Here is a 23,721-nt window from a genome sequence, read left to right on the forward strand (position 1 = left end):
GAACATGTAAAAAACGCAGCTCCAAAATGCCCGGAACTGCGTTATGTTTTTAATTAATGTGTTTCAATTAAGCCGTAACGGCCATCTTTTCGCTTATAAACTACGTTTGTACGGTTCGTATCAGAGTTATTGAACACATAGAAGTTGTGTCCTAATAGATTCATTTGAAGAATTGCTTCTTCACTGTCCATTGGCTTAAGATCAAACCGCTTTGTACGGACTAGTTCTAAATCATCTTCATCTTGCTCCAGGACTTCTGTGTTTTCAGAAGTTGCAAACGTAACCGGAAAATCGCCTTTTTCACGGAATTTACGATTTACCTTTGTTTTATGCTTACGGATTTGACGCTCAAGCTTGTCTGAGATTAGGTCAATGCCTGCATACATATCAACATTTGTTTCTTCTGCTCGAAGAACCAAGTTTGGAAGCGGGATGGTAACCTCTACTTTTGAAGTTTTATCTTGATTGAATCGTAAATTCACATTTACCTTTGCATCAGGTGCTTCTGTGAAATACCTTTCCAATTTAGAAATTTTCTTTTCAACGTACTCTCTAATTGCTGGAGTTACCTCAATGTTTTCACCACGAACGTTATAATTCATTAGTGGACTCCTCCTTTATATTCCTATGTATTACATTTCTATTTTACCCTTTCAATATCCTGCTAAAACGGAATAAATATTTTGTCGAAATTTTGACAAAAACAAAGGGAAAATAGTGACAACCTATCCATGACATCTTTAAACCCTTTTAAAGTATCTTACATCTTTAGTCTATTATCATTAGGGACAATTTACCACATATATGTCTAATGAATAAAGTACTGAGATGAAAAGTGACTGGAGGAGTTATGCATGGAACAACAAGAAAGAAGAACACTCGCATGGCATGAAACCTTAGAACTTCATGAACTCGTAGCATTTCAATCTGTTGGCTTAATGAAGTTAAAGTTATCGTATCGAAAGGTTCCTGACCAAGAACTCAAGGAAATTTATAATAAATGCATTCATGATCTTGAACATAATCTTAGTGAGCTATTAAAGTTTTATCCTTCTGCCCCTGGTTACCCGGGCAGAGAGGACGATGAGGATTATCGTGAGGATGTTGGTTTTTATGCAGGTGACCTTCTAAGTCTTTCGAAAGCTTTAGTCCGGAATTTATCTGTTGCCATTACGGAAACAGCAACACCGGCATTGAGAAATGTGTTAACAAAACAATTAAACGCCGGCATTAAAGGACATGAGCGAATTTTTAATTATATGTACAAAAATGGACTATATCCTTCGTATGATTTAGGCCGCCTGCTGGGACTTGATATTCAAAATGCCCAAAAAGCTTTAAGGATGAAGTATAAATAAGGGTCATCTTGCGAGCGTTAAGGATTGCACTCTTTTCGCTCCCGATTCTACTAATAACTTTGCTGCATGCCTTAACGTGGAACCTGTGGTATAGATATCGTCGATTAGCAGGACACCTTTTCCTTTTATATCAATTTGAGGGTCGACTTGAAATACCTGTTGAATATGAATTCGTTCTAAACGAGACTTTTTCGATTGTTTTTCCGAATGAATCCGGGTAAGAGGCTTGGTTGGGGTAAAACCTGACTCAATCAGCAGTGCTTCGGCTTGATTAAAGCCGCGCTCATACAGACGCTCATGACTTAATGGAATTGGCACCATTATGTCCGGCTGTATTTTGTTAAGAACATCCTTTATTTTTTCAACAAAAATGAAAGCCAATACATAATCACCTCGATATTTAAAAGTTGCCATTACCTCTTTAAAAAAATCATTATATAGATAAATGGAGTGATTGGAATCAAGATAGCCGTTCCAATCGTCATCCTCCTCCCAGCGTTTACAGTCATGACACACATCTTTATGACGGAACCTTTCTTCCAAAAATTGAAACGGACGGCTGCATAGCCTGCATTGTTCTCCTTCAATTAATTCAAGTTTCCCTTCACAAGCTGGGCATATGGTCAGCTCTTTTTCTTCTGAAAAGATAGCCTTCCACCCCATTCTTGGCTGGATGAGTTCATGGCATATCAGGCATTGAGATTGAGAAAATAATTTCATACGTCGATCAGCCCCTTTCTTACACCCTCTTGATTCATTGTATTAATTTGTTTTCGTGCCTTCAGCATGTCCTCTGTTTTCCCATAATGAAAGAATGTTACTGCTCCATCAGGGAAATCCCTGCTCCTTCCTGCTCTTCCGGCAATTTGCACAAGTGCACTTTCTGTAAATATGTCATCTTCTGCACCAACGACTGCAACATCGATGTTGGGAAATGTTACACCCCGTTCTAAAATGGTTGTGGTTAGTAATAAAGGAATCTCTTTATTTCGCATTTTTTGAACCTTATTTTTACGGTTTGGATCCTCGGCATGGACAGCCTCAATCTTGGGGGATAATCTCCGGAGAATGGGGAGGGCTTTTTCCATTAAGTGAATGTGCGGAAAAAACAGTAACGCCTGCTTTTTATGGTCTAATCGATCCTTTACCCAAGTGAGAATATTTACAGGCAGCTTGTCTTTTTTTAATTGTTTTTGCCAATTTCCGCACCACTTGAAGTGAGGTACAGGGAGTGGGTATCGATGGAACCTGGCCGGGATGGTGGTGAAGTCTCTTTTACCAATCCTGCATTCTCTTTGCCATTTTTCATTAGGTGTGGCCGTTAGGTAAATCATTGCGGAGTCCGGCTTTCTTGCCTGTACGGCAGCAAATTGGAGCGAATCTTCTATTGTATAAGGAAACGCATCGACCTCATCCAAAATAATCGTATCGAAGGCGTGGTAAAACCGAAGCAGCTGATGGGTAGTTGCAATTGTTAACGGGGCATAAAGGTGCCGCTCCTCACTTCCGCCATATAGGGAGGCAACATTAATTTCAGGGAAAGCGGCTTTTAGCCTCGGTGTAAGTTCGAGGACTACATCAGTTCTGGGCGTAGCAACACAGACTCTCTTCTTAGATGCAAGAGCAGATTCGATTCCAGCAAAAAGAACCTCGGTTTTCCCCGCACCACAAACCGCCCATACGAGCAGCTCAGTCATGTTCTGTACTGCCTCCACTACTCTTTTGGAGGCGGTTTGCTGACCCGGTGATAACTGACCTTTCCACCCTAGTATGGTTTCAGGCAATTGATGCTCCGGGGCTGTTCCGTTCCAGCCTATTAAAGGAGTGCATGCACTGATTCTTCCCATCATCAGGCATTTACGGCAATAATAGCATATCTCTCCACACCTGGAACATGGAAAACGAGCAAACCAATTCTCTGCCTTGTTACCACACCGGGAGCAAATCGGTCGGTTTCGCTTATATTCAATTCCCTTACGGTAGGTAATATATCCATTTTCATAGTGATTTTGAATTTCTTCGATTGGGAATGGCAGGTCATCCAACAATAGCTGTTTTCCTGTAAGAAGCTTCTGGAGGTTGGGATTGTAGGAAAAATCAGGGTTTAAGGCTGGCTGTGGGATGGTTTGTATTTGAGAGATAGGAAGTGAGTGGTCACGCTCTATTTGGGGGACTAAACAATTGTCTTTTACAAGAAAACGCACGTAAACAGCACCCTTTCTTTTTTGTAAATTGCTTTTAAGAAAATTCAACATGAGTTGGCAAAATACCTGCTGCTTTGTCGAAAAATAATAAAAAGCCAGGTCTAGATAACATTGACCTGACTTCCACTCACATTTAACTTTTCATCCAGCCCAAACCCATGGCACCTTCTCCTAAATGAGTTCCAATAACCGGTCCAAAGTAGCTAATCGTGAATTCAACGTTTGGATACAAGGTTTCAAGCTCGGACTTCCATTCTAGTGCTTCTGCTTCACGGTTAGCGTGAATAATCGCCGCTTGGTAGTGCCCGCCGCTGGCAGCGTCTTCTCCTAACAAATCAACAATTCGTTTCATCGCTTTTTTCCGGGTGCGGATTTTCTCGAATGGTACAATGACCTTGTTCTCAAAATGAAGGAGGGGCTTCACTTGAAGCAGACTGCCGATAATCGCCTGCGCACTGGAAAGACGTCCGCCACGCTGTAAATGAGACAAGTCGTCCGCCATAAAATAGGCCCGTGCCGTTTTTTTCAAATCCATAAGACGGGACATAATTTTATCACCGTCCTCCCTATTTAAAGCCATTTTTGCAGCTTCAATCGCATATAACCCCTGTGGCATACAACTTACTTCTGAATCAAAAGGGTAGACCTTAATCGTGTCTACCATGGTACTAGCCGTTACAGCTCCTGCAAAGGTCCCGCTAATCCCGCTGGAAAGGTGGATAGAGATGACAGCATCGTAGTCTTTAGACAATTGCTCAAACAGCTCGACAAACTGACCGATTGGAGGCTGTGAGGTGGTCGGAAGTTCTTTTTCTTTTACCTGTTGGTAAAACTGTTCTGCAGTAATATCGACTTCTTCCTGATACACCTCGTTACCGAAGATAACATTTAACGGGATCATATGTATATTCCATTTATCGCGTATTTCTTTTGGTATGTAGGCGGTACTATCCGTAACAACTGCCGTTTTCATAATGGGAACCATCCTTAAATATATGTTTTTATCTATTCTAAATGAAAATGGTGCAAAATGCATTTTTTATAAAACAAGAGCACGCCCTCTAGTAGAGCGTGCCCCTTTTCATCTTTATCGAACTTCAACCCAGCCATTTTTGATGGCTACGACTACTGCTTGTGTACGGTCGTTGACGTTCATTTTTTGCAGGATATTACTAACATGGTTTTTAACCGTTTTTTCACTGATAAATAATGCTTCCCCAATTCCGCGGTTGCTCTTACCATCAGCCAGCATTTGCAGTACTTCACATTCGCGGCGAGTTAACAGGTGCAGCGGACGGCGTAATTCCAGGGTTTGAACAAATGCACCGCCGCCAGTACGTCCTGCTGTCAGCTTGCGATACTCATTTACTAAATTATGAGTTACCTTTGGATGCAGGTAACAGCCGCCTTCGGCTACTACTTTGACTGCCTCAATTAAGGCATCAGCATCCATTTCCTTTAGTAAGTACCCTCTAGCCCCAGTTTGCAGTGCATGAGTTACATAGTTCTCATCATCATGGATCGATAAAATGATAATTTTGGTATCTGGGAATTTCTCAGACAGCTCACGTGTGGCTTCGATTCCATTCACGTTCGGCATATTTATATCCATTATTACTACATCAGGATTATAGGCATTAACAATTGTTACCGCTTCGCTTCCGTCATCACCTTCGGCAACAACCTGAAAAGCTTTTTCGAACTCTAAAATTCGTTTAACCCCTTCTCTGAATAGCTGATGGTCATCGATAATCGCAATCTTCGTCATCATTTATTTCCCCTCCTGCTCCAATGTTCATGCATGTTATTTTCGTTTTAAGATGGTAATGGAACAACAATAAAAACAGCGGTTCCTTTTCCTATTTTAGATTCAAATGTTATATTTCCTTCAAGAAGCTCTACACGTTCCCGCATTCCAATCATTCCAAAAGATTCGGGCTTTTTTTGATTAATATCAAATCCGGAGCCGTTATCCTTTACTAGAACCGTTAATTCTTTTTTGGTCATTTCCAATCTGACTTTTATTTCACAAGCATTGGCATGCTTTAATGCATTTTGAACCGATTCTTGAATTAATCGAAATAGACCCACTTCATACTTAGGTGGAAGCCTTCGTTCTATACCAACTGGAATAAACTCAATTTTAGAGCGATTATGATATTCTTCGATGGTCTGTAAATATTTTCTGAGGGTAGGTACTAGGCCTAAATCATCAAGGGCCATCGGGCGAAGGTCATAAATAATTCTCCTGACCTCGTAGAGTGCGGAACGAACCATTTTTTTAAAGCTTCCAATCTCCTTAAAAGCTTCCTCAGGACCTTGCTCCTTGTAAACCCGATCCACTAAATCAGATCTCATAATAACATTTGCCAACATTTGCGCTGGGCCATCGTGAATTTCTCTAGACAGGCGTTTTCGCTCTTCTTCTTGGGCTTCAATGATTTTCAAGCCAAAGTCTTGTTTGGCTTTTGCATTCTGTAATTCTTCACCCATAAGCTTTAAGTCACTCATTAGATAATTCATGACTACCGAAATCTGAGAAATGAGCTGGTCAGCACGGTCAATCGTTTCGTCCAAACCCAGCAGCCGGCGCTCTAGGTCCGCTCGTTTATCCAATAGCTGTTTTTTATACTGCCAATTGATCGACAGGTCCATTTGAAGCTGATGCGCTTTTTCATAGGCTTCCCTGACCTCAGCTTCGCTGTATGTTTTAAAGTTCATACTTAACTCTGATAAGGTTAACCTCGCCTTAAGTACCAGTTCTTCCAGGCGTTCCTCTTCAGCATTCAGTTTCACCATCATATCTTTTATCATGCGTAATTCAGTTGTCATATTTTCGTAGTCTTTTCGGCATTGCTCACTTATTTGAAAGATATCACTTTTACTGCTCGTGACGGTTTCAATCATCTCTTCACGAATTTCATCAATCGATTTCACATTAATCTTCTGAATTTTCGCCATGCTCTCCTCCAGAGACCTTTTTTCTAGTTTAACGCGTATTGTAAGATTTTACTATCTCTATGCATTAAACCAAAAAATTTCCCAACTGTATAGTGCGTAAGTAGTATAATGTTTAATAGTAAAACTACTATTTTAAGAAAATTGATATTCACTATTTGAACATTATTTATTATAACACGGGAAAATTATTTCTATATTAAAGTTATATTACACCGAAGTTTTTTTTCATAGTAACAGAATAATGGAGGGAGAAACCATGCTATCTCGGTATCTTACAGTAAGGAAAGAAGTTTCACAACATGAAATAGTTATTCAAAAATCACGTTTTATTGCCCATATTAAGAGAGTAGAAAATGAAGGGGAAGCGCAAGAGTTTATCCAGGCATTAAAGAAAAAATATTGGGACGCCAATCATAATTGTTCCGCCTATTTAATAGGTGAAAATGACCAAATTCAAAAAGCGAATGATGATGGTGAACCCAGCGGGACTGCGGGCGTTCCGATTCTTGAAGTGCTGAAAAAAAAGAAACTGAAAGATACGGTGGTCGTAATTACCCGTTACTTTGGGGGTATTAAATTAGGTGCCGGCGGGTTAATCCGCGCCTATGGCAAAGCTACTTCAGAGGGATTAGAAACGGCAGGTATTGTGGAAAGAAGACTTGTCCAAGTTATCCATGTGATGATTGATTATACTTGGCTTGGGAAAGTTGAAAAAGAACTTCGGGAGTCAGAATACATTATAAAAGAAATTCATTATCTTGACATTGTTGAAGTGGAAGTTTACGTGAATGAAGACCAAGTGAGTACGTTTTTTGAATGGTTAACTGAACTTACAAATGGACAGGCCAGCCTTAAAAAAGGAGACACAGATTACTTGGAAGTTATACTCTAAAAAAAGTCACTGACTCAAATGCCACAGCCTGTGCCATCTTGAGTCAGTGACTTTTTATGATCGATCCTTAGCCGTCCTAATTCCAAATAAACGTAAAATTTTTAGTAAAGGATGAAAGTTGTTCCCCATCAAACCAATTTTTTCAGCAATAAATTCCATTAATAAAATAAGCAGGCAGATTAAGAAGAGGGAGATGCCAATTCTCGCCTGGGAATAGATAACAGCAACAAGTCCGAAGAAGGCCGCCATTGCATAAATCAATAGCACTGTTTGCCTGTGAGAATAACCCAGCCTGAGCAGACAGTGATGTAGATGAGATTTATCAGGGGCTGATAACGGCTGTTTATTAATAATTCTCCGCATGATGGCAAAAAAAGTATCAGAGATAGGTACACCAAGGATAATTACTGGAATGATAAAAGAAATGAACGTTACGTTTTTGTATCCTAACAAGGAGAGAACCGAAATAATAAATCCTAAAAATAACGCGCCTGTATCTCCCATAAAAATACTTGCAGGATGGAAATTGTAGAAGAGGAAACCCAATGTTCCCATTAAGACAATCGTACCGACTGCAACTACATATAAATTTCCTTGGATTAGTGCCATACCTGAAATGGTCACCAAGGCAATTGAGGACACACCTGCCGCTAATCCATCCAGCCCGTCAATTAGGTTGATAGCATTGGTGATCCCAACAATCCACAGCAATGTAAAGGGAATGCTCAAGTAACCAAGTTCCAACTGTCCTCCAAAAGGGAGATTAACAAAAATCACTTGCAGGTCACCTAAGAAAACCACCGTAAGTGCCGCTAAGAATTGACCAATGAACTTGTACTTTGCGGAAAGCTCAAATAAATCATCACAAATTCCTGTAATAATAATGATAGTACTTCCTAATAAAATGGCTATTGACGCTGGGTTTATTGGCTTTAAAATCATAATTCCTACAATAAAACTAATAAAAATGGCTAAACCGCCGAGCCTTGGCATAGTCGATTGATGAACCTTGCGCTGATTAGGCTTGTCCGTTGCTCCAATCAAGACAGCTAATTTTTTTATAAGTGGAGTAATAAGGATGGATATGATAAAACATATTATCAAGGTAAAAAAAAGCATTGTGAACCTCCTCGATAGTATCATATCCATAAAAGTAATTTCGAAAACGGAGATTGGACAGTAAAAAATAGGAAATCTTCATAACCAAAAAAGAAAAAGTCTAAACTCTGTTTAGACTAGGTGTTCATCAATGAAGCATTATTGTCTCCATTCCGCAGCTTGTTCGCGAGTCAGTATCCTCATATTGCTATCGAATTTAGAGATAGAAGCAGTGGCTTCTCTATAATTTGCCATACCGGTATCAAATGGGCCGATTAAAAAGAGAATGGAACCATCCCGCCCTCGCTTAGTATCATAATTATGACCTGTCTTAACAAGATAATTATGAATTTCCAACAAAGCAGGACCAGCATAACCACCAGTATCGATATAACGTATGATGTTTGTCGGCTGGATTACAGCTTGGTTCTTTCTCTTTAAATTGAACTTTGTAACAATTGTGTCGGCAAAAGCTCGACCGACTGTTGCACGATATTGGTTCTTTCTCTTTAAATTGAACTTTGTAACAATTGCGTCGGCAATAGCTCGACCGACTGTTGCACGATATTGATTCGTTTTCATTAACGCTAATTCTTCAGTATTTGTCATAAATCCTCCCTCAATGAGAAGGCTATCTGCATTTGTTGCACGTAAAATTTGAAAATCCGCTTCCTTCAGTCCACGGTTTCTACGATTGGTGCGGTTAACCACATAGTTATGAATATGCAGCGCTATATCTCGGTTTAATGCTGAAGCTGACGGATGAACGAAGGTTTCAATTCCGTTGGCTGATGGTGCGGCAGCATTGCCATGTACGGAGATATGGAGATGTGCCCCCCATTGATTGACACGATTAGCCCGTTCAGTCAACGGGACATCTACTCTGCCGGAAGGATCGTCTACACGTAATTGTTCAACATTCTCGTAATGTGACAGAGCTTCCATGGCATAGTCAACTACACCATCGTTAAAGTCCCATTCATACATTGAGTTGTCAAGCGCACGTTTTCCGGGTGTAACACCGAAGCCAGCATGTCCTGCATCCCAAGAAATTTTTAACATTACTTATCCTCTCCTTTGGTATAGTAAATGAACAATTGTTCATTTTGGTGTAGGAAAATAAGCAAAAATTTCCGTATAGATATATACTCTCTCAGAACAACAGGTATAAAAAAAGCCTAAAACAATGTTTTAGGCTTTTTTTATAAAAATTATCTATCTTTTACATTAATTGGTCTGAGACCTTTAATTAGCTTTAAAAGGGGTTTATAGTCTTCACGAATAAGCCCTATACTCTCAACAACTAATTCTATCGTAATTAAAAGTGCTAAAATGACAATGATAGAACCCCAAACAGTTGATTGGGAAAAAATAAATGCAGCTAACCCAAACAGTGCAGCCATCGCATAAATTAATAAAACCGTTTGACGATGTGTAAATCCTATTTTCAACAAGCAGTGATGAAGATGTGATTTATCTGGTGCTGATAATGGCTGTTTGTTAACAAGACGGCGGATAATCGCAAAGAATGTATCAGATATTGGCACGCCTAGAATAATAACTGGGATAATCAATGAGATAAATGTAATATTTTTATATCCAAGCAAGGACAATACGGCAATCATATATCCTAAAAACAGGGCTCCCGTATCACCCATAAAGATTTTTGCAGGGTGAAAATTGTAGAAGAGGAAACCAATGGTGCTAGCAGCCACAATTAGGGCCATAATGGTAACATATTGGTTACCCATTACCATGGACATTCCTGCGATAGATAATAATCCAATCGTCGAAACGCCGCCAGCTAAACCATCTAAACCGTCAATAAGATTAATAGCATTTGTAATTCCGATAATCCAAATCATCGTAATGGGAATACTTAAATAACCGAAGTCAATGATACCGCCGAAAGGCAAGTTGATAAATTCTACCTGCAAACCGCCATAGACCACAACAACTGCAGCAGCAGCTACTTGGCCAAGCAGTTTAATCCTCGGAGAAATTTCCTTCACATCATCTACCATACCAGTTAGGATGATAATGAAACTCCCGATAATAATCGACCAGTGAAATTCTCCATACATTAAGTAATTAGGCTTGCTAATGAGTGTTCCAATGATAAAGCTAAGAAATATAGCTAATCCTCCAAGTCGAGGCATAATACGTGAATGGACTTTTCTTTGATTTGGTTTATCCGTTGCTCCTATTTTAAATGCTAATTTCTTTACTAGCGGTGTCAGTAGAATGGACGCAAAAAAACAGATAGCTAGAGTAATATAAAGCATATGCCCCTCCAAGTTTTACGTATCAATGGTTTTTTTATTTATTTAGTAGTTTGATTGTCACCGATTTTACGTTATCCTAATGGATTATAGCATAGTCCATTATAGAAATAAACTAGGTTATACGACAATTTATTTGACTTTAATAGGATTGAAATATAAATGAAATACCGTAAAACTAATATAATAGGAATGAAAGCGAATTCTTAAAGTAATATAAAACTTCACGGATATGACAAATAACTACATTTATTTTGATTTCTCCACTGTTATAGACGGTAAAGGATTTAATAAGGTTACATAAATGTTCCCTTTTGCACAAAAAAAAAACCCCTTTCTTTAAGAAAAGGGCATGACAACGAAAATACATTTATGCGTTTGACTCTTCTAAATAAGCCGATAGTGCTTCTTTCCAATCGCGAAGAGGTTTAAGATCCTCCTGTTCAATCCTTTTCTTACTTAAGACTGAATATTTAGGCCGCGCTGCAGGACGCGGAAATTGGTCTGTCGTTAATGGATTAACCATTACATCCATTTCCGCCTGTTTGAATATCTCTACTGCAAATTCATACCATGAGCAAATACCGCTGTTGGTAGCATGGTACACTCCATACTTATCTGTTTCCATTAGTTCCACCATGAATTGTGCAAGGTCGACTGTATAGGTTGGTGAACCAACCTGATCATGTACTACACCGACTTCACCACGTTCTTTGCCAAGACGGATCATCGTTTTAACAAAATTATTACCATGAATTCCGAACACCCATGCCGTACGAACGATAAAGAATGCATCCAAGTGTTTTTGTAAAAGCTGTTCACCAGCAAGCTTCGTTCGTCCATAAGCACCTAGGGGCTTCGTTGGCTCATCCACTTCGTAGGGCTCATTTGCACTGCCATCGAAAACGTAATCCGTACTAACATAAAGCATTTTTGCACCAATTTGTTTGGCTGCCTTTGCCAAATATTCCGTACCCGCTGCATTGACTGCGTAAGCTGCATCTTCATTTTCTTCTGCAGCATCCACATTTGTGTAGGCTGCACAGTGAAGAATGACATCAGGCTTTAACTCACTGATATAAGTCAATACATCGTTTTCAACCGTTATGTCTAATTGCTGCCGGTCTGCTCCAAACGCTTGATGATTCTTTTTCTCGAGTTCTAAAAGAACATCCTTTCCCAGCTGACCCGCAGCACCTGTTACAACAACCCTCATTACTCTACCCCTAATCTGCCGCCATACTGGGATTTCACATAATCCTGGTATTCACCAGAGATGATGTTTTCCCACCACTCACGATTATTCAGATACCAATTAATGGTTTGTTCAATTCCAGTATCGAAGTTATATTTCGGTGACCAGCCAAGCTCAGTACGAAGCTTCGTTGCATCAATTGCATAACGGCGGTCATGACCAGGTCTGTCTTTAACAAACTTCATTAGAGACTCAGGTTTGTTTAAATGCTTAAGGATCGTTTTCACGATCTCTATGTTTGTACGTTCATTGTTGCCGCCGACATTGTACACTTCACCATTACGGCCTTTGTGAAGTACAAGATCAATCGCTTGGCAGTGATCTTCCACATGGAGCCAATCACGAATGTTCAAGCCATCTCCATAAATCGGCAGTTCCTTATCATGTAATGCATTGATAATCATTAATGGAATAAGCTTTTCTGGGAAATGGTAAGGACCATAGTTATTTGAGCATCGTGTAATATTTACAGGAAGCCCAAACGTTTCATGGTAAGCACGTACAAGCAAGTCAGCCCCTGCTTTACTAGCACTATATGGACTGTTTGCTGCTAATGGAGTATCTTCAGTGAAATAACCCGTTTCACCTAACGTTCCATATACTTCATCTGTTGAAACTTGAAGATATTTTGTCACACCAAATGTTTTTGCGGCATCCAATAACGCCAATGTTCCTTGAATATTTGTCTGAACAAAAATTCCAGGATCCGTAATGCTGCGATCAACGTGTGACTCTGCTGCAAAATTCAGCACATAATCAAATTTCTCTTCTTGAAAAAGACCATTAATAAATTCCCGGTCAGCAATGTCACCACGAACAAATTTATAGTTCGCTGCATTTTCAATATCTTTAAGATTCTCAAGATTTCCCGCATATGTTAACAGGTCAAGGTTAACTATGTTGTATTCAGGGTATTTATTTACCATATAACGGACAAAATTACTTCCAATAAAGCCTGCTCCGCCTGTAACTAATAACTTCATATTTGCTTTTGCCTCCTATTTCTCGTACACAAAATTTAGATGGGTAGCTTCACGTAATGTCGGGTGCTTCGTATCTTTATCAGAAAGAATTGGATTAGCAGCCGGCCAATCAATACCTAATTCGGGGTCATTCCAAAGTATACCGCCATCGTGCTCAGGAGAATAATATTCATCTACCTTGTAAGCAACAGTAGTATCTGGAACGATTGTGCAAAAGCCGTGAGCAAATCCCTTTGGAACGACAAGCTGACGCTTATTATATTCGCTTAAAATTACACCTACCCATTGCCCGTATGTAGGGGAGCCTTGACGGATATCAACCGCAACATCATAGATGGCTCCTGTCACACAGCGGACAACCTTTGTTTGCGCCTTAGGGTTTAATTGAAAGTGAAGACCTCTAAGCGTTCCAACAGCTGCAGACAACGATTGATTATCTTGAACAAAATCGTAGTGTAAGCCTAATGATTCAAATAAGTCTTTATTATAACTTTCCATAAAATACCCTCGGTGGTCCCCAAATACTTTTGGTTCTAAAATTTTTAAATCAGGTATTTTTGTATCAATAATATTCATGCTATAACCTCACTTATGGATTACAATCTTTGATTTGCGATTTTCAATAAGTATTCACCGTATTGATTTTTCTTTAAGGGTTCGGCTAACTCTAAGAGCTTCTCTTTTGTTATATAGCCCATTTTATATGCAATCTCTTCTAAACAGGCAATTTTTAAGGATTGCCTTTTTTCTACTGTTTCTATAAACTGACCTGCTTCAAGAAGTGAAGCATGAGTTCCAGTATCTAACCAGGCATAGCCGCGTCCAAGAAGTTCAACATTAAGCTCACTCATTTCTAGGTATGCCTTATTAATGTCTGTAATCTCTAATTCACCACGTGGTGAGGGTGAAATGCTTTTTGCTATATTAACAACACGGTTATCATAAAAATAAAGACCAGTTACTGCATAATTTGATTTCGGTACTTTAGGCTTTTCTTCAATTGAAACAGCTTTTCCCTCATCATCAAATTCTACGACACCAAAACGTTCAGGATCATTCACATAGTAGCCAAAAACAGTTGCACCTGTTTCTCTGCCTGCAGCTCTTTTTAATTGCTCTGTTAATCCATGACCATAAAAAATGTTGTCCCCTAACACAAGAGCAACGTTATCGTCTCCGATAAACTCATCGCCTAAAATAAAAGCTTGAGCTAATCCACCCGGATGCGGCTGAATTTTGTATGTAAAGTTCATGCCTAAATCAGAGCCGTCTCCTAAGATTTGTTCGAATCTTTCTGTATCCTCTGGTGTTGAAATAATTAAAATATCCTTGATACCTGCTAACATTAAAACAGATAGTGGATAATAAATCATAGGTTTGTCATATACTGGCAATAATTGTTTTGAAACAACTTTTGTTAAAGGATATAGTCTGGTTCCGCTGCCGCCAGCAAGAATAATTCCTTTCAAGTAAACCCCTCCAATTTTCTACATTTTATTATCTACAAAAACTGACAAGTTTTCCATTCCCCATTATAAAGAAGGTTGTCATAAAAAGACAAACATTAACATGAATGTTAGAAAAAAGTTATATTTTTAACAAATTAAAGAATATCATACAGTTGTTCTTTAAAATATCCCCTAAAGTTAGGTTAAATATGTTATATGCATAGAAAAAGGATATCTTCTTTACAAAGATATCGCTGTTAAAAAACATCAAGTTAATTACACGCCTTTTTAAAGTGTAAAGAACCTTTTTAAGGTCAGGAAGGCTATTTCTTTATTTTTAACGGTAAGTACTTGTTTAAGAAATCGCTTGGCTAATTGCATTCGATATTTTGAAACTAAATCTTTTTTAAAGTTTTGGTAGAAGTTCACTTCTGAGTCCAAAATACTTTGATACCGTTGTAATGATACTCTTGTATAATCCAATACCGACAATTCATGCTCCAATGTCACATCGATGAGTAAAACCTTCTTTTGCTTTTCATAAATCTTAAAAAATAACCAATGGTCTAAATAATCGAGCGAAAAGTCTTCATTGAATCCATTAATTTCATTTAAAAAATTGACTGAAATCAAAGCACCTGAGTTAATTGCCATAACAGGACGGTCCTGAATGCCTGGGGACGGGCGTTCCTCTTTTAATGGCCGAAGAGAATTACTGTATACAGGAGAAATCATTGTATTTTCACTATTTATTTTCGGAACTACAGCTGCAACTTCTTCTGGAACATTAGATATGTTTAGGATTGAGTTAAAGTATTCTTGAGTTAATTCGGTATCATGGTCAAGCAAAAGCAGCCATTGACTGTTATTTGCTTTAGCCATTGACCAAGCATGGTTATAAGCTGTGGCTATCCCTAAATTACGATAGTCATGTTTATACGTTATATGTATCCCCTCATGACGAGGGGATGAAAAATCATGTTTTTCAGGGCTGTTATCATATAAAATCAGCTCGATATCATGACAGGAATTGAAATTTGAATTAATTATTCTACTCAGCGTTTGGAACGTTTTACTTTCCTCAGGCTTTAGCTTGTATAAGACTACCACCATCGTTAATTTCATTGTAATTCCCCGCTTGCACTCGACTCTTTCTTTATCTGAGATATAACCAGCATAATTAAGAAGAAACTAATACCAATTGGATTATTTATAAACGGATTGATGTTCGTTAGCAACAAGACACCCATAAAGACAGACAATAGTGAAATTTCCAATGTGTCAAGCTTTTGTCCCTTTTTATAGGCTGAGTAATAGTTAAGGTAAATGATTAGAAACAAGAAAAACCAAATAGCTAGTCCAATCAATCCTTGTTCCACAAGAATATCGAGAAAGCTCATTTCTAAGCCATCTGTTCTTCCTGCAACTTCCGATCCATAGCCTGTACCAAAAATAAGATTAGCTGGCTGCATTAAGATATCCTTTGACGCAACGATAAATTCCATCCTTGCATTAACACTGACATCATTTACTTCCGGCTGTTCCTCGACTTCTACATCACCCGGAGCATGCTGAACCGTGGCAACTTCAAATCTTTCAAGCGTCATATACTTATACATAAACGGTACAGCTACAAGAACAAGCATGCTAATGACAAACTTTTTAATAAATTGCTGTGATTGAACCAATTTTTTTATCTTACTTGATAATCCTCTTATCGGATCAACAATGACCTTTACATCCAAAATAATAATCATAAATACGCTAAGCATAAAGGCAAGTAAAAATCCTCGTGTTTCTGACCATAAAATAGAAATCGAAGCTAAGATGACAATTGCAATATCTAGCTTATTATATTTTTTATTCAATAATTGATTAAGCGATAAGATTAGACCAATTAGTACAAAGAAATGACTCTTGTAAAAAACACTATTACTAGGACGGAAAAATAAATCATCGTTCATAATGGTATTCATAAAGACATAGAAAGGATAAAAATCGGCTGCAAAGACCGTTTTTCCTAATAAATCAATCGCGATCGTAAATATCGCAACGGCCAGTGCACTATATTTCAAAAGCGTAATTATACGGTTTAACGTAAATCGTTGATTTGAAATGTAGTAGGCTAAAGGAAAATAAACAGCTACATACGATACCCTGAAAAAGTCCATCACAATAATGGAAACAGGGTGCCCCTTTAGAAATCCAATGGCCGCACTCGCTATAAACCAAGCAATGAGTGCATAAACTCCTATCGTTACAGGATTAAATCGAATAAGGGTATTAACATTCTTATTTAAAAGTGCTTTTTCTTTAACGATACGGTAAGCAAAGGTTAATAATACAAGTAAAAATAATACTTGGCGAATGGATAGAACACCAAAGTCAATCAGTCTTCCCCCACCGCCAACAAATAACTCGATGAAAAAAATGGTTAGTAATATTTTTTCAAACCTATTCATGGGACCTCTCCTAGCATTTACGCAATACCAATGGTAAGGATTGCTTCTATTTTCAGTTAGCACTCGAATTAATTGAATTTTCGACGTAAATTTTCTTTTTCTTAAATATAGACCTGAATGAAGCTTTTTTGTATTTTAATGCCTGTTTCTCAATTAAGTACCAAGAAAGAATCGCGAATATCAATGTGACCGGAAAAGAAAACAAGAAATTTTCTAACGGTGTCAATTGATTATTAAACACTTGCGTCATAATCTGCTGGATTGGAAAAGCATAAATATAGATACCATATGAAAAATCACCAAATTTTCCAAAGTTATAGAACTTCACTTTTGAAGCGAATGCTAAATAAAAAATCAGATACGTTCCAAAAACGGAAAAAGAATATTCAAAGTACCCGTTCCTCGCAGTTAAAACCAAAATAATGAAGGATGCTGCTGCAATCCAGCCGTTTAATTTAATTTCTTTCCTGAAAAGATAAAATACCATACCCGCACTAAAATAACGGAATAAATCTGTATAAAATCCGCCTCTTCCAGCAAAATAAAGGGCAGTAGCAAGGATAAAACCAACCAATACAATTCTCTTATCAAGCAGTTTTGTAACTCCAAGAATGGCTACCACAAAATAAAAGAAAAATTCATACCATAATGTCCATAAAGAACCATTAACCGCACCAGGCCAGATATTATCTGGAAATAACCCCGGCAGGTCATATTGCATCCAATATAACGTAATCGTTTTTAAGTAATCATACGTTTCCCTGTTCGTAAAGTAATCCTTTAAGTTTAGATTCGTAAGGATTGGTCCAAGGATAAAAATAGATAAAAGAACACAAAAGATAAGTCCAGGAAAAATTCGCAAGCTTCTTGCTTTGAAATAGTTTACCGGGTTTTTCGACCGGTCATAGCTTTGTGTAATCAGAAACCCGCTTATCACAAAAAATACGGCAACTGCCAGCTCCCCATATGTCATTTCACCATTTGTCATAATCGCAAACGGCTCAGAGCCATTATTTCCTGTTGTTAATGGGTAGGCATGTGAAAACAGAACCAAGGAGGCAGCAATAAAACGGATAATATCTAAATTATTTTTTTTATTCGTAATGAAGTGTTCAATATTATTGCCTTTTAGAAGCACTAAGCATCCCACCTATTAATCAAGATTATTGTTATCCTAAGGCTGATATAAAATACAACACATAGGGTGCATTCCTTTTAACATACAGGAAAAATTATAGCATTATCTATTCAGGTTTTGTATCACTTATTTTTCCACATGTTTTTTTAGCGTTGAGAAAACCATAAAAGCCATTCTCATAAAAAACTTGAGAATGGCTCTATAAATGAAAATTTTATTTATATAACACATCTAAACTATACTGTTTACCAACCAATAAGTCATATTGGATCAATTTATAATCTTTCAATAGTTGCTCCTGCTTTTTTGTTGGACTGGTAACAAATTTCCGATCGCTTCCTATTGTGAGATCGCCTTTAAGAGCAGAAATACCCATCTGTTCTCTTAATTGATCTAGCAGGTTATAGAATGAAGGTTTTTCCATTCCAGCTAACTCATAAATAATTGGTCCTAAATAAAATGGGCTGATAAAATCATATCTCTCTTGTTTCGAATTAAAATTAGAGTATAGTAACAGTGGTGTTTCCGAATATTTAAACTTGTTTTCTTCAGGGTTTTCATCGTCATAGCCTGCTTCTATATATAATGCTTTATTTTCCCCTAGTATGGGTAGATGATCCCCCCAGAACACTACAACAGTTGGTTCGTTTATCGTCTGTAATTCCTCAACTAATAATTGTAAAGCCTCATCTGATCTTCGAATTCCTTCTGTATAAACTTCTAACATAGGCGTATTACCCGGCGAAAGACCAGAAATTTTTATTTCGTTCTCTTCATACGCTCCAGCATTATATGGCATATGGTTCTGCATAGATACTGCATGAATAAATAGAGGGTCATCCTGTTCTTTAATGTTATCGAGGATTTCACGGGTCAAGGATTGGTCGTTAATCACCCTGCCCTCCTGCCGCTCATTATGCTTCATGGATTCTTGGTCTAAAAACTTATCGATACCAAATATGTTATAAACAACATTTCGTTTGTAAAACACCTTATTAAAAGGATGAATGGCTAGCGTACGATATCCTTTTGCCTCTAAATCACTGATAATCGAGGGAACAAATGATTTTTTATCCATCATTTCTTGGTAGGGAATCACCCCAGGATTTAAAAACGAGGTACTAAATCCTGTTAAAGCTTCAAATTCAACATTCGCCGTAGCACCTCCAAACACCGGAGATAGAACGGAGCCAGAAGAATGCTCAGTCATAAGTTGGCGGAGGTTGGGGATCGGATCACTGCTAAACTCTAGATTTAGTTTAGTCGGATCCCAAAAAGACTCACTCATTAAATAAATAATATTAGGAGTTCGACCAGTATAAGTTGTTTTGCTAGGCGAGTTGCTTATGTATTTTTGTGCTGTCTGTAAAACCTTTTGCTTCGAGTACCTTTCAGGTTCTTTGAAACTGTTATTTTGAAGATTTGAAATAAAACCGAACAAAAATCCATTTATTCGATAGTTTTCGATTGGATTCCATTTAACAATCGTGACATGATTGTTGGCAACAAAGGACTTCATAAACGTTTTAGGAAAATTTGTATAGGAATACAACATCATAATAGATACAGCAAAAATAATACCTCTTGTCAGATAACCCATTCTAATATTTCTAAGGACCACTATGGCACATGAAAGAATAAAAACCAAAATCGAAGCCACAAAGATCTGTCTTAATGAAATGTATTCGGTAATCATCGGAATTACAGCTTTCATTTGTAAATACTGCTTAAAATCAAATGGATATAATGGTTCCACTCGAATATTCAATTTATTGTAATGAATAAACCCTATTACCGTCAGAATAAGGCCAGTAAGAAACGTACTTATATAGACATTACCAATGACCGCAAAGGTTAATAAGAATAGAAAGAATAAATAGAGTACTCCTGCAAAATAAATAGTTGGATTCGATATGATCCATTGAACGGTTAAGAGCGAATCCTGTAAATGTTGAAAGTATTGAAAGAAGTAATTTATTAGGATGGACGCTCCCAAATAAACCAACAATAAAAAAGCAATTTTAAGCACATGTACCAGCCAAGGTTTATTCTTCTTAATAAATGAAAATATTTTTAATTGCCACATCGCACTCGATATAAATACGAAAAATAAAATAACAATCGACATAGCCATTCTTTTTGTATTCACATGCATGGATTCAATTAAAGGAACAATATGAAAGTTATCTCTAATCATGTAATAGAAAAATAAAACCAACAAAGAAAAAATAAGGTTCGCAGCTATTACTAATAACGTTTTATTAATAAGTGTTTTCAACAAAAATCAAACTCCGCTACAATCATCATAAATGCACACAATAATCTTTATTCTTTCCAAAAATTAAAAAAGTATGTTTCTCATTATGAAAAACATACTTTCCTAAATTCCTATTTTTTATTTAAATATGATTTTAAGAGCAAAGAAGAAATTTGAAATCTCCACAGGATTTTTTCTTTTAAGGATGATGTATTCTCAACACTCGTTACGGTCGCATCATGTCTCCGATAGTAAATCAGATTTTCTGGTATCAGCAAAGCAGATTTATTCATGTCCGCCACCAGCCCAATCCACATATCATGCATCGGTACATTCCTTGGAATAGGCAGTATCTTCGTCTTTAATTGATTTCGGAATGACATAGCACAGCCAATATAGCTATTTTTGACGATATTTTTAAGTACACCTGCGCGGCTTCCTCTAAATTCGTAAAACGAATCGATCGTCGTATTCAGCTGATTATCGACGACGGTGATATCGGACATAATCATTTGAACTTTAGGATTTTTTTCGTAGTACCCCTTAATGGTACTAACTTTTTCAGGTTTCCAAACGTCATCCTGATCACTTAAGAAGATAATGTCATTTTGAGTTCGTTTAATCGCATTCTCAAAATTCGAAGTCACTCCTGATTCTTCGTTCATAAATAGCTTTACGCGAGGGTCGTTTTTGATATATCTATCAATAATAGCAATTGTTCCATCTGAAGAGTGATCATCTGAAATAATTAATTCATCATCACTGCCTAATTGCATCAGAATACTGTCTATTTGCTGTTCGATGTATTTTTCCCCATTATAAGTGGCCATTGCTACAGAAACCTTCATTGTCATTCACCACCACTTTTCGAATAAAACCCATGCTTATCTTTTTGCGTTAATCCTAATACATCCAATACAAAATAGTTAATTGAGTATCTCTCTTTCACCTTTTCATCGACAGGAACATAGGGAGTGGTCATAAATTCGGTTGGAACGACCACAGAGCTTCGATCGACAATGCAAATATTATTAGGATGATAAAAATCATAATACTCGATATCAGTATTAGTCGTAATGATCTTCTTATTTGCTCCGAGCATTTCGATTGTTCTCATCGTAAGACCTGTCTGCTTCGGATGCTGAATGTCAACAACAGCCTTAGACTGTTTTAATTTCGCGGTCAATTGTTCGCTTGGCAAACCGACAAAAGAAAAATCAGTGATTTGACTGCCTTGTAATTCACTTGTTAATAGTTTTCGCTGATAATACATGATCTTACTTGGAATATATAAATAGTAAAAAACGTTTAAGTTATTTTTTTCAAATTGCTGTCTTACTTCATTTAATATCAGGTACCGATCACTATGTACGGTACCAACGAAAAATAAATCATAAATGAGTTCAGATTCTTCCTGTGCCAGTTCTTCATATTCCTTGTCAAAAAACAAAGGTCTAAAGGTCAGTCCAAATTGATCGCAGTCCTTTTTATCAAAGGAAAAGACCTCATCAAATAAATCTAATTTCTCAAGTGTATTCACTTTATTCGCAACAGAATCCCATAACATCAGTACCAATCTCGCATTAGGGTTCATTTTCCTAACATTTCTCAAAAAAGATTTTGGTGTCGCTTCTGCCTGGCAAATAAACACGTAATCATAAGTTTTGCCATTAATTTTAGAGGTAATGTCTTCATAATGCTTATTAATCTGTACAGTAACAAAGTTCCGATTGATTCGCAGCAATGCTTTTGACAGAAAAGTATTGGAAGGGCGCTCATCAAAGTAATCGACTTGAGCACCCATTGCTTCCATTGCCCGCATTATTTTTTTATGATAATTAAAAAATAATGGACATAAAAACAAAATCTTTTTATTTTTTAGCTGGCCATTCATTACTTGTATAATCCTTTTTTCTTCATTTCTTCAATCGATTTTTGGTAACGGTCTTCAACAACCTCTTGCTGATTTACCCAATCAACAAATTTGCTGATACCCTCTTCAAAGCTGACTTTTGGTGTAAATCCTAACTTCTCTTTGATCTTCGTCAAATCTGCAAAGTTATGCCGGATATCACCTAATCGGAAATTTCCGCTGATTTGAATTTCAGTGTCAGACTGATATTTTTCCTTTAAAACGTTTGCTACTTCAATAACCGTTGTCGGCACACCTGTCCCTACATTGAAGCTTTCAAAGTTTGCTTCTTCCTTTTCAATTCCAAGGATGGTTGCATCTACGATATCGTCAATAAATACAAAGTCTCTTGATTCTAGACCGTCCTCGAAAATGTTAATGTTATTGTTATTTTTAATAATCGTTGAGAAAATAGACAGGATTCCTGTATATGGGTTTTTTAATGATTGGCCTGGACCATAAACATTTTGATAACGGTAGCCAACAACGGGAATATTTAAAGATTTACCAACCACCATACACATTTGCTCTTGAACTTGTTTGGTAATTCCATAAACAGAAGTTGGATGAATCTTGGTTTCTTCTGTTGTAGCCATAACTTCTACGTCTCGGTTACAAATTGGGCATTTAACTTCGAAGTCACCTTTACTCATATCTGCTTCTGTTCTTTCAACAGGGTAAACCGTTCCATGCTCCGTACAGTGATACATTCCTTCTCCATAAATGGCTCTTGAAGCAGCTACAACAATTTTTTTCACTTGATGTTCTTCATTTGTCAAAATATCTAATAAATTTGAAGTTCCCTTCACATTTACATCAATATATTTATTAATTTCATACATCGATTGACCAGTACCTGTTTCAGCCGCTAAATGCACGACGACATCCTGCCCCTTTAAGGCCTTTCTCCAATCATCACTATTCACAACATCACCTTTAATAAAGGTAACTTTATCTCTTATTTTTAAGAACAATTCTGACGAGATACCGTCTTCTCCATGAATTTGTGGAGATAAGTTATCAAGAACGGTTACCTCATATCCTTTATCCAATAATTTCAAGGCTAAGCTGCTTCCAATAAATCCTGCACCGCCAGTAATTAATACATTTTTTAACATCATGAGTTCCTTCTTTCTTTAATAAAAAAGTTTTAACCTTCATTTTGGGAATGTATTGATTTCTATTATACAAAATGTGTTCAAGAGTTCAAATTTTCTCCTTATAAAAAAGGACAAGTTTCCTATGTAACAAGTTAAGAATGTTTACGTCTATATAGGTAGAAATTCAGCAGACGGTTACAGAGAATGACAAATCCCAACAAATCTCAGCCTAGATTTGGACCGTCTCCAAAAATTGATTATAGCAGTATCGTGTCAAACTTTGTACTTTTTTTGTAGATTATTAGCTTTTCCAGTTGAACTTCTGTATGTTCGGGTTTATAATTTATTCTGTGACTTTCTGACTGTTTTTC

Annotated in this window: 22 protein-coding genes; 2 read left to right on the forward strand and 20 right to left on the reverse strand. The window is 37.3% G+C overall.

Translation table 11 applies throughout. From position 1 onward, the window contains the following. Positions 1-53 precede the first annotated feature (53 nt). Positions 54-602: a ribosome hibernation-promoting factor, HPF/YfiA family gene (hpf, locus tag QNH29_RS26045; protein ID WP_283862161.1), complete on the reverse strand. Its 549-nt coding sequence runs from the start codon at positions 600-602 to the stop codon at positions 54-56. A gap of 252 nt (positions 603-854) precedes the next feature. On the opposite strand from hpf, the gene QNH29_RS26050 reads away from it, so the two are divergent. After that, positions 855-1,358, forward strand: a complete 504-nt coding sequence (locus QNH29_RS26050; RefSeq protein WP_283862162.1) for a spore coat protein — start codon at positions 855-857, stop codon at positions 1,356-1,358. 3 nt (positions 1,359-1,361) lie between these two features. Here QNH29_RS26050 and QNH29_RS26055 read toward each other — a convergent pair whose 3' ends face one another. The 5 genes from QNH29_RS26055 to QNH29_RS26075 form a co-directional block, all read right to left on the reverse strand. Next, a complete protein-coding gene (locus tag QNH29_RS26055) occupies positions 1,362-2,078 on the reverse strand; it encodes a ComFC family protein (protein WP_283862163.1) in 717 nt (238 codons plus the stop codon). Continuing rightward, positions 2,075-3,562: an ATP-dependent helicase ComFA gene (locus QNH29_RS26060; protein WP_481858758.1), complete on the reverse strand. Its 1,488-nt coding sequence runs from the start codon at positions 3,560-3,562 to the stop codon at positions 2,075-2,077. Before QNH29_RS26060 ends, QNH29_RS26055 begins: the two co-directional genes overlap by 4 nt. A gap of 133 nt (positions 3,563-3,695) precedes the next feature. Next, positions 3,696-4,535 carry a DegV family protein gene (locus QNH29_RS26065; protein ID WP_283862165.1) on the reverse strand — a complete coding sequence of 280 codons (840 nt, stop codon included), beginning with the start codon at positions 4,533-4,535 and terminating at the stop codon, positions 3,696-3,698. A gap of 114 nt (positions 4,536-4,649) precedes the next feature. Continuing rightward, the gene (locus tag QNH29_RS26070; RefSeq protein ID WP_283865748.1) at positions 4,650-5,330 is read right to left on the reverse strand and encodes a response regulator; all 681 of its coding nucleotides are present in this window, start codon (positions 5,328-5,330) and stop codon (positions 4,650-4,652) included. A gap of 47 nt (positions 5,331-5,377) precedes the next feature. After that, the gene (locus tag QNH29_RS26075; RefSeq protein WP_283862166.1) at positions 5,378-6,523 is read right to left on the reverse strand and encodes a sensor histidine kinase; all 1,146 of its coding nucleotides are present in this window, start codon (positions 6,521-6,523) and stop codon (positions 5,378-5,380) included. Between the two features lie 256 nt (positions 6,524-6,779). Between QNH29_RS26075 and QNH29_RS26080 the strand changes: the two genes are divergently transcribed. Continuing rightward, complete coding sequence (locus QNH29_RS26080) at positions 6,780-7,415, forward strand: YigZ family protein (RefSeq protein WP_283862167.1); 636 nt, start codon at positions 6,780-6,782, stop codon at positions 7,413-7,415. A 54-nt stretch (positions 7,416-7,469) separates the two neighbouring features. On the opposite strand, the gene QNH29_RS26085 is transcribed toward QNH29_RS26080, so the two are convergent. The 14 genes from QNH29_RS26085 to QNH29_RS26150 all read right to left on the reverse strand — a co-directional run bounded on the left by QNH29_RS26085 (position 7,470) and on the right by QNH29_RS26150 (position 23,371). Then, positions 7,470-8,534: an MraY family glycosyltransferase gene (locus QNH29_RS26085; RefSeq protein WP_283862168.1), complete on the reverse strand. Its 1,065-nt coding sequence runs from the start codon at positions 8,532-8,534 to the stop codon at positions 7,470-7,472. A 138-nt stretch (positions 8,535-8,672) separates the two neighbouring features. Beyond that, positions 8,673-9,575: an N-acetylmuramoyl-L-alanine amidase gene (locus tag QNH29_RS26090; RefSeq protein WP_283862169.1), complete on the reverse strand. Its 903-nt coding sequence runs from the start codon at positions 9,573-9,575 to the stop codon at positions 8,673-8,675. A 149-nt stretch (positions 9,576-9,724) separates the two neighbouring features. Then, positions 9,725-10,798 (reverse strand): glycosyltransferase family 4 protein, encoded by a 1,074-nt coding sequence (locus QNH29_RS26095; RefSeq protein WP_283862170.1) that lies wholly within the window; start codon positions 10,796-10,798, stop codon positions 9,725-9,727. Between the two features lie 367 nt (positions 10,799-11,165). Then, positions 11,166-12,011 (reverse strand): dTDP-4-dehydrorhamnose reductase, encoded by an 846-nt coding sequence (gene rfbD, locus QNH29_RS26100; RefSeq protein WP_283862171.1) that lies wholly within the window; start codon positions 12,009-12,011, stop codon positions 11,166-11,168. Continuing rightward, positions 12,011-13,033 carry a dTDP-glucose 4,6-dehydratase gene (gene rfbB / locus QNH29_RS26105; RefSeq protein ID WP_283862172.1) on the reverse strand — a complete coding sequence of 341 codons (1,023 nt, stop codon included), beginning with the start codon at positions 13,031-13,033 and terminating at the stop codon, positions 12,011-12,013. Before rfbB ends, rfbD begins: the two co-directional genes overlap by 1 nt. A 15-nt stretch (positions 13,034-13,048) precedes the next feature. After that, on the reverse strand, positions 13,049-13,609 hold the full coding sequence (gene rfbC / locus QNH29_RS26110) for a dTDP-4-dehydrorhamnose 3,5-epimerase (RefSeq protein ID WP_283862173.1): 561 nt from the start codon (positions 13,607-13,609) through the stop codon (positions 13,049-13,051). 20 nt (positions 13,610-13,629) lie between these two features. Beyond that, positions 13,630-14,502 carry a glucose-1-phosphate thymidylyltransferase RfbA gene (gene rfbA / locus QNH29_RS26115; RefSeq protein WP_283862174.1) on the reverse strand — a complete coding sequence of 291 codons (873 nt, stop codon included), beginning with the start codon at positions 14,500-14,502 and terminating at the stop codon, positions 13,630-13,632. 267 nt (positions 14,503-14,769) lie between these two features. Continuing rightward, on the reverse strand, positions 14,770-15,606 hold the full coding sequence (locus QNH29_RS26120) for a glycosyltransferase (RefSeq protein WP_283862175.1): 837 nt from the start codon (positions 15,604-15,606) through the stop codon (positions 14,770-14,772). Next, positions 15,603-16,943, reverse strand: a complete 1,341-nt coding sequence (locus QNH29_RS26125; protein ID WP_283862176.1) for an O-antigen ligase family protein — start codon at positions 16,941-16,943, stop codon at positions 15,603-15,605. The genes QNH29_RS26120 and QNH29_RS26125 overlap by 4 nt, the downstream gene beginning before the upstream one ends. Before the next feature lie 52 nt (positions 16,944-16,995). Further along, a complete protein-coding gene (locus QNH29_RS26130) occupies positions 16,996-18,081 on the reverse strand; it encodes an acyltransferase family protein (RefSeq protein WP_283862177.1) in 1,086 nt (361 codons plus the stop codon). A gap of 214 nt (positions 18,082-18,295) precedes the next feature. Then, a complete protein-coding gene (locus tag QNH29_RS26135; RefSeq protein WP_283862178.1) occupies positions 18,296-20,362 on the reverse strand; it encodes an LTA synthase family protein in 2,067 nt (688 codons plus the stop codon). A gap of 107 nt (positions 20,363-20,469) precedes the next feature. Beyond that, on the reverse strand, positions 20,470-21,186 hold the full coding sequence (locus tag QNH29_RS26140; RefSeq protein WP_283862179.1) for a glycosyltransferase family 2 protein: 717 nt from the start codon (positions 21,184-21,186) through the stop codon (positions 20,470-20,472). A gap of 2 nt (positions 21,187-21,188) precedes the next feature. After that, the gene (locus tag QNH29_RS26145; RefSeq protein ID WP_283862180.1) at positions 21,189-22,232 is read right to left on the reverse strand and encodes a WaaS/CpsH family glycosyltransferase; all 1,044 of its coding nucleotides are present in this window, start codon (positions 22,230-22,232) and stop codon (positions 21,189-21,191) included. Then, on the reverse strand, positions 22,232-23,371 hold the full coding sequence (locus QNH29_RS26150; protein WP_283862181.1) for an SDR family NAD(P)-dependent oxidoreductase: 1,140 nt from the start codon (positions 23,369-23,371) through the stop codon (positions 22,232-22,234). Before QNH29_RS26150 ends, QNH29_RS26145 begins: the two co-directional genes overlap by 1 nt. Positions 23,372-23,721 lie beyond the last annotated feature (350 nt).

Source organism: Neobacillus sp. DY30, assembly GCF_030123065.1.
GTDB lineage: Bacteria > Bacillota > Bacilli > Bacillales > Cytobacillaceae > Neobacillus.

Bases quoted from the DNA above. Each gene is read 5' to 3' on its own strand.
- QNH29_RS26070 (WP_283865748.1), bottom strand. From the start codon at position 5,330: ATGACGAAGATTGCGATTATCGATGACCATCAGCTATTCAGAGAAGGG.
- rfbB (WP_283862172.1), bottom strand. From the start codon at position 13,033: ATGAAGTTATTAGTTACAGGCGGAGCAGGCTTTATTGGAAGTAATTTT.
- QNH29_RS26140 (WP_283862179.1), bottom strand. From the start codon at position 21,186: ATGAAGGTTTCTGTAGCAATGGCCACTTATAATGGGGAAAAATACATC.
- hpf (WP_283862161.1), bottom strand. From the start codon at position 602: ATGAATTATAACGTTCGTGGTGAAAACATTGAGGTAACTCCAGCAATT.
- QNH29_RS26055 (WP_283862163.1), bottom strand. From the start codon at position 2,078: ATGAAATTATTTTCTCAATCTCAATGCCTGATATGCCATGAACTCATC.
- QNH29_RS26120 (WP_283862175.1), bottom strand. From the start codon at position 15,606: ATGAAATTAACGATGGTGGTAGTCTTATACAAGCTAAAGCCTGAGGAA.
- QNH29_RS26075 (WP_283862166.1), bottom strand. From the start codon at position 6,523: ATGGCGAAAATTCAGAAGATTAATGTGAAATCGATTGATGAAATTCGT.
- QNH29_RS26080 (WP_283862167.1), top strand. From the start codon at position 6,780: ATGCTATCTCGGTATCTTACAGTAAGGAAAGAAGTTTCACAACATGAA.
- QNH29_RS26125 (WP_283862176.1), bottom strand. From the start codon at position 16,943: ATGAATAGGTTTGAAAAAATATTACTAACCATTTTTTTCATCGAGTTA.
- QNH29_RS26150 (WP_283862181.1), bottom strand. From the start codon at position 23,371: ATGATGTTAAAAAATGTATTAATTACTGGCGGTGCAGGATTTATTGGA.
- QNH29_RS26090 (WP_283862169.1), bottom strand. From the start codon at position 9,575: ATGTTAAAAATTTCTTGGGATGCAGGACATGCTGGCTTCGGTGTTACA.
- QNH29_RS26085 (WP_283862168.1), bottom strand. From the start codon at position 8,534: ATGCTTTTTTTTACCTTGATAATATGTTTTATCATATCCATCCTTATT.
- rfbC (WP_283862173.1), bottom strand. From the start codon at position 13,609: ATGAATATTATTGATACAAAAATACCTGATTTAAAAATTTTAGAACCA.
- rfbD (WP_283862171.1), bottom strand. From the start codon at position 12,011: ATGAGGGTTGTTGTAACAGGTGCTGCGGGTCAGCTGGGAAAGGATGTT.
- QNH29_RS26145 (WP_283862180.1), bottom strand. From the start codon at position 22,232: ATGAATGGCCAGCTAAAAAATAAAAAGATTTTGTTTTTATGTCCATTA.
- QNH29_RS26095 (WP_283862170.1), bottom strand. From the start codon at position 10,798: ATGCTTTATATTACTCTAGCTATCTGTTTTTTTGCGTCCATTCTACTG.
- QNH29_RS26065 (WP_283862165.1), bottom strand. From the start codon at position 4,535: ATGAAAACGGCAGTTGTTACGGATAGTACCGCCTACATACCAAAAGAA.
- QNH29_RS26050 (WP_283862162.1), top strand. From the start codon at position 855: ATGGAACAACAAGAAAGAAGAACACTCGCATGGCATGAAACCTTAGAA.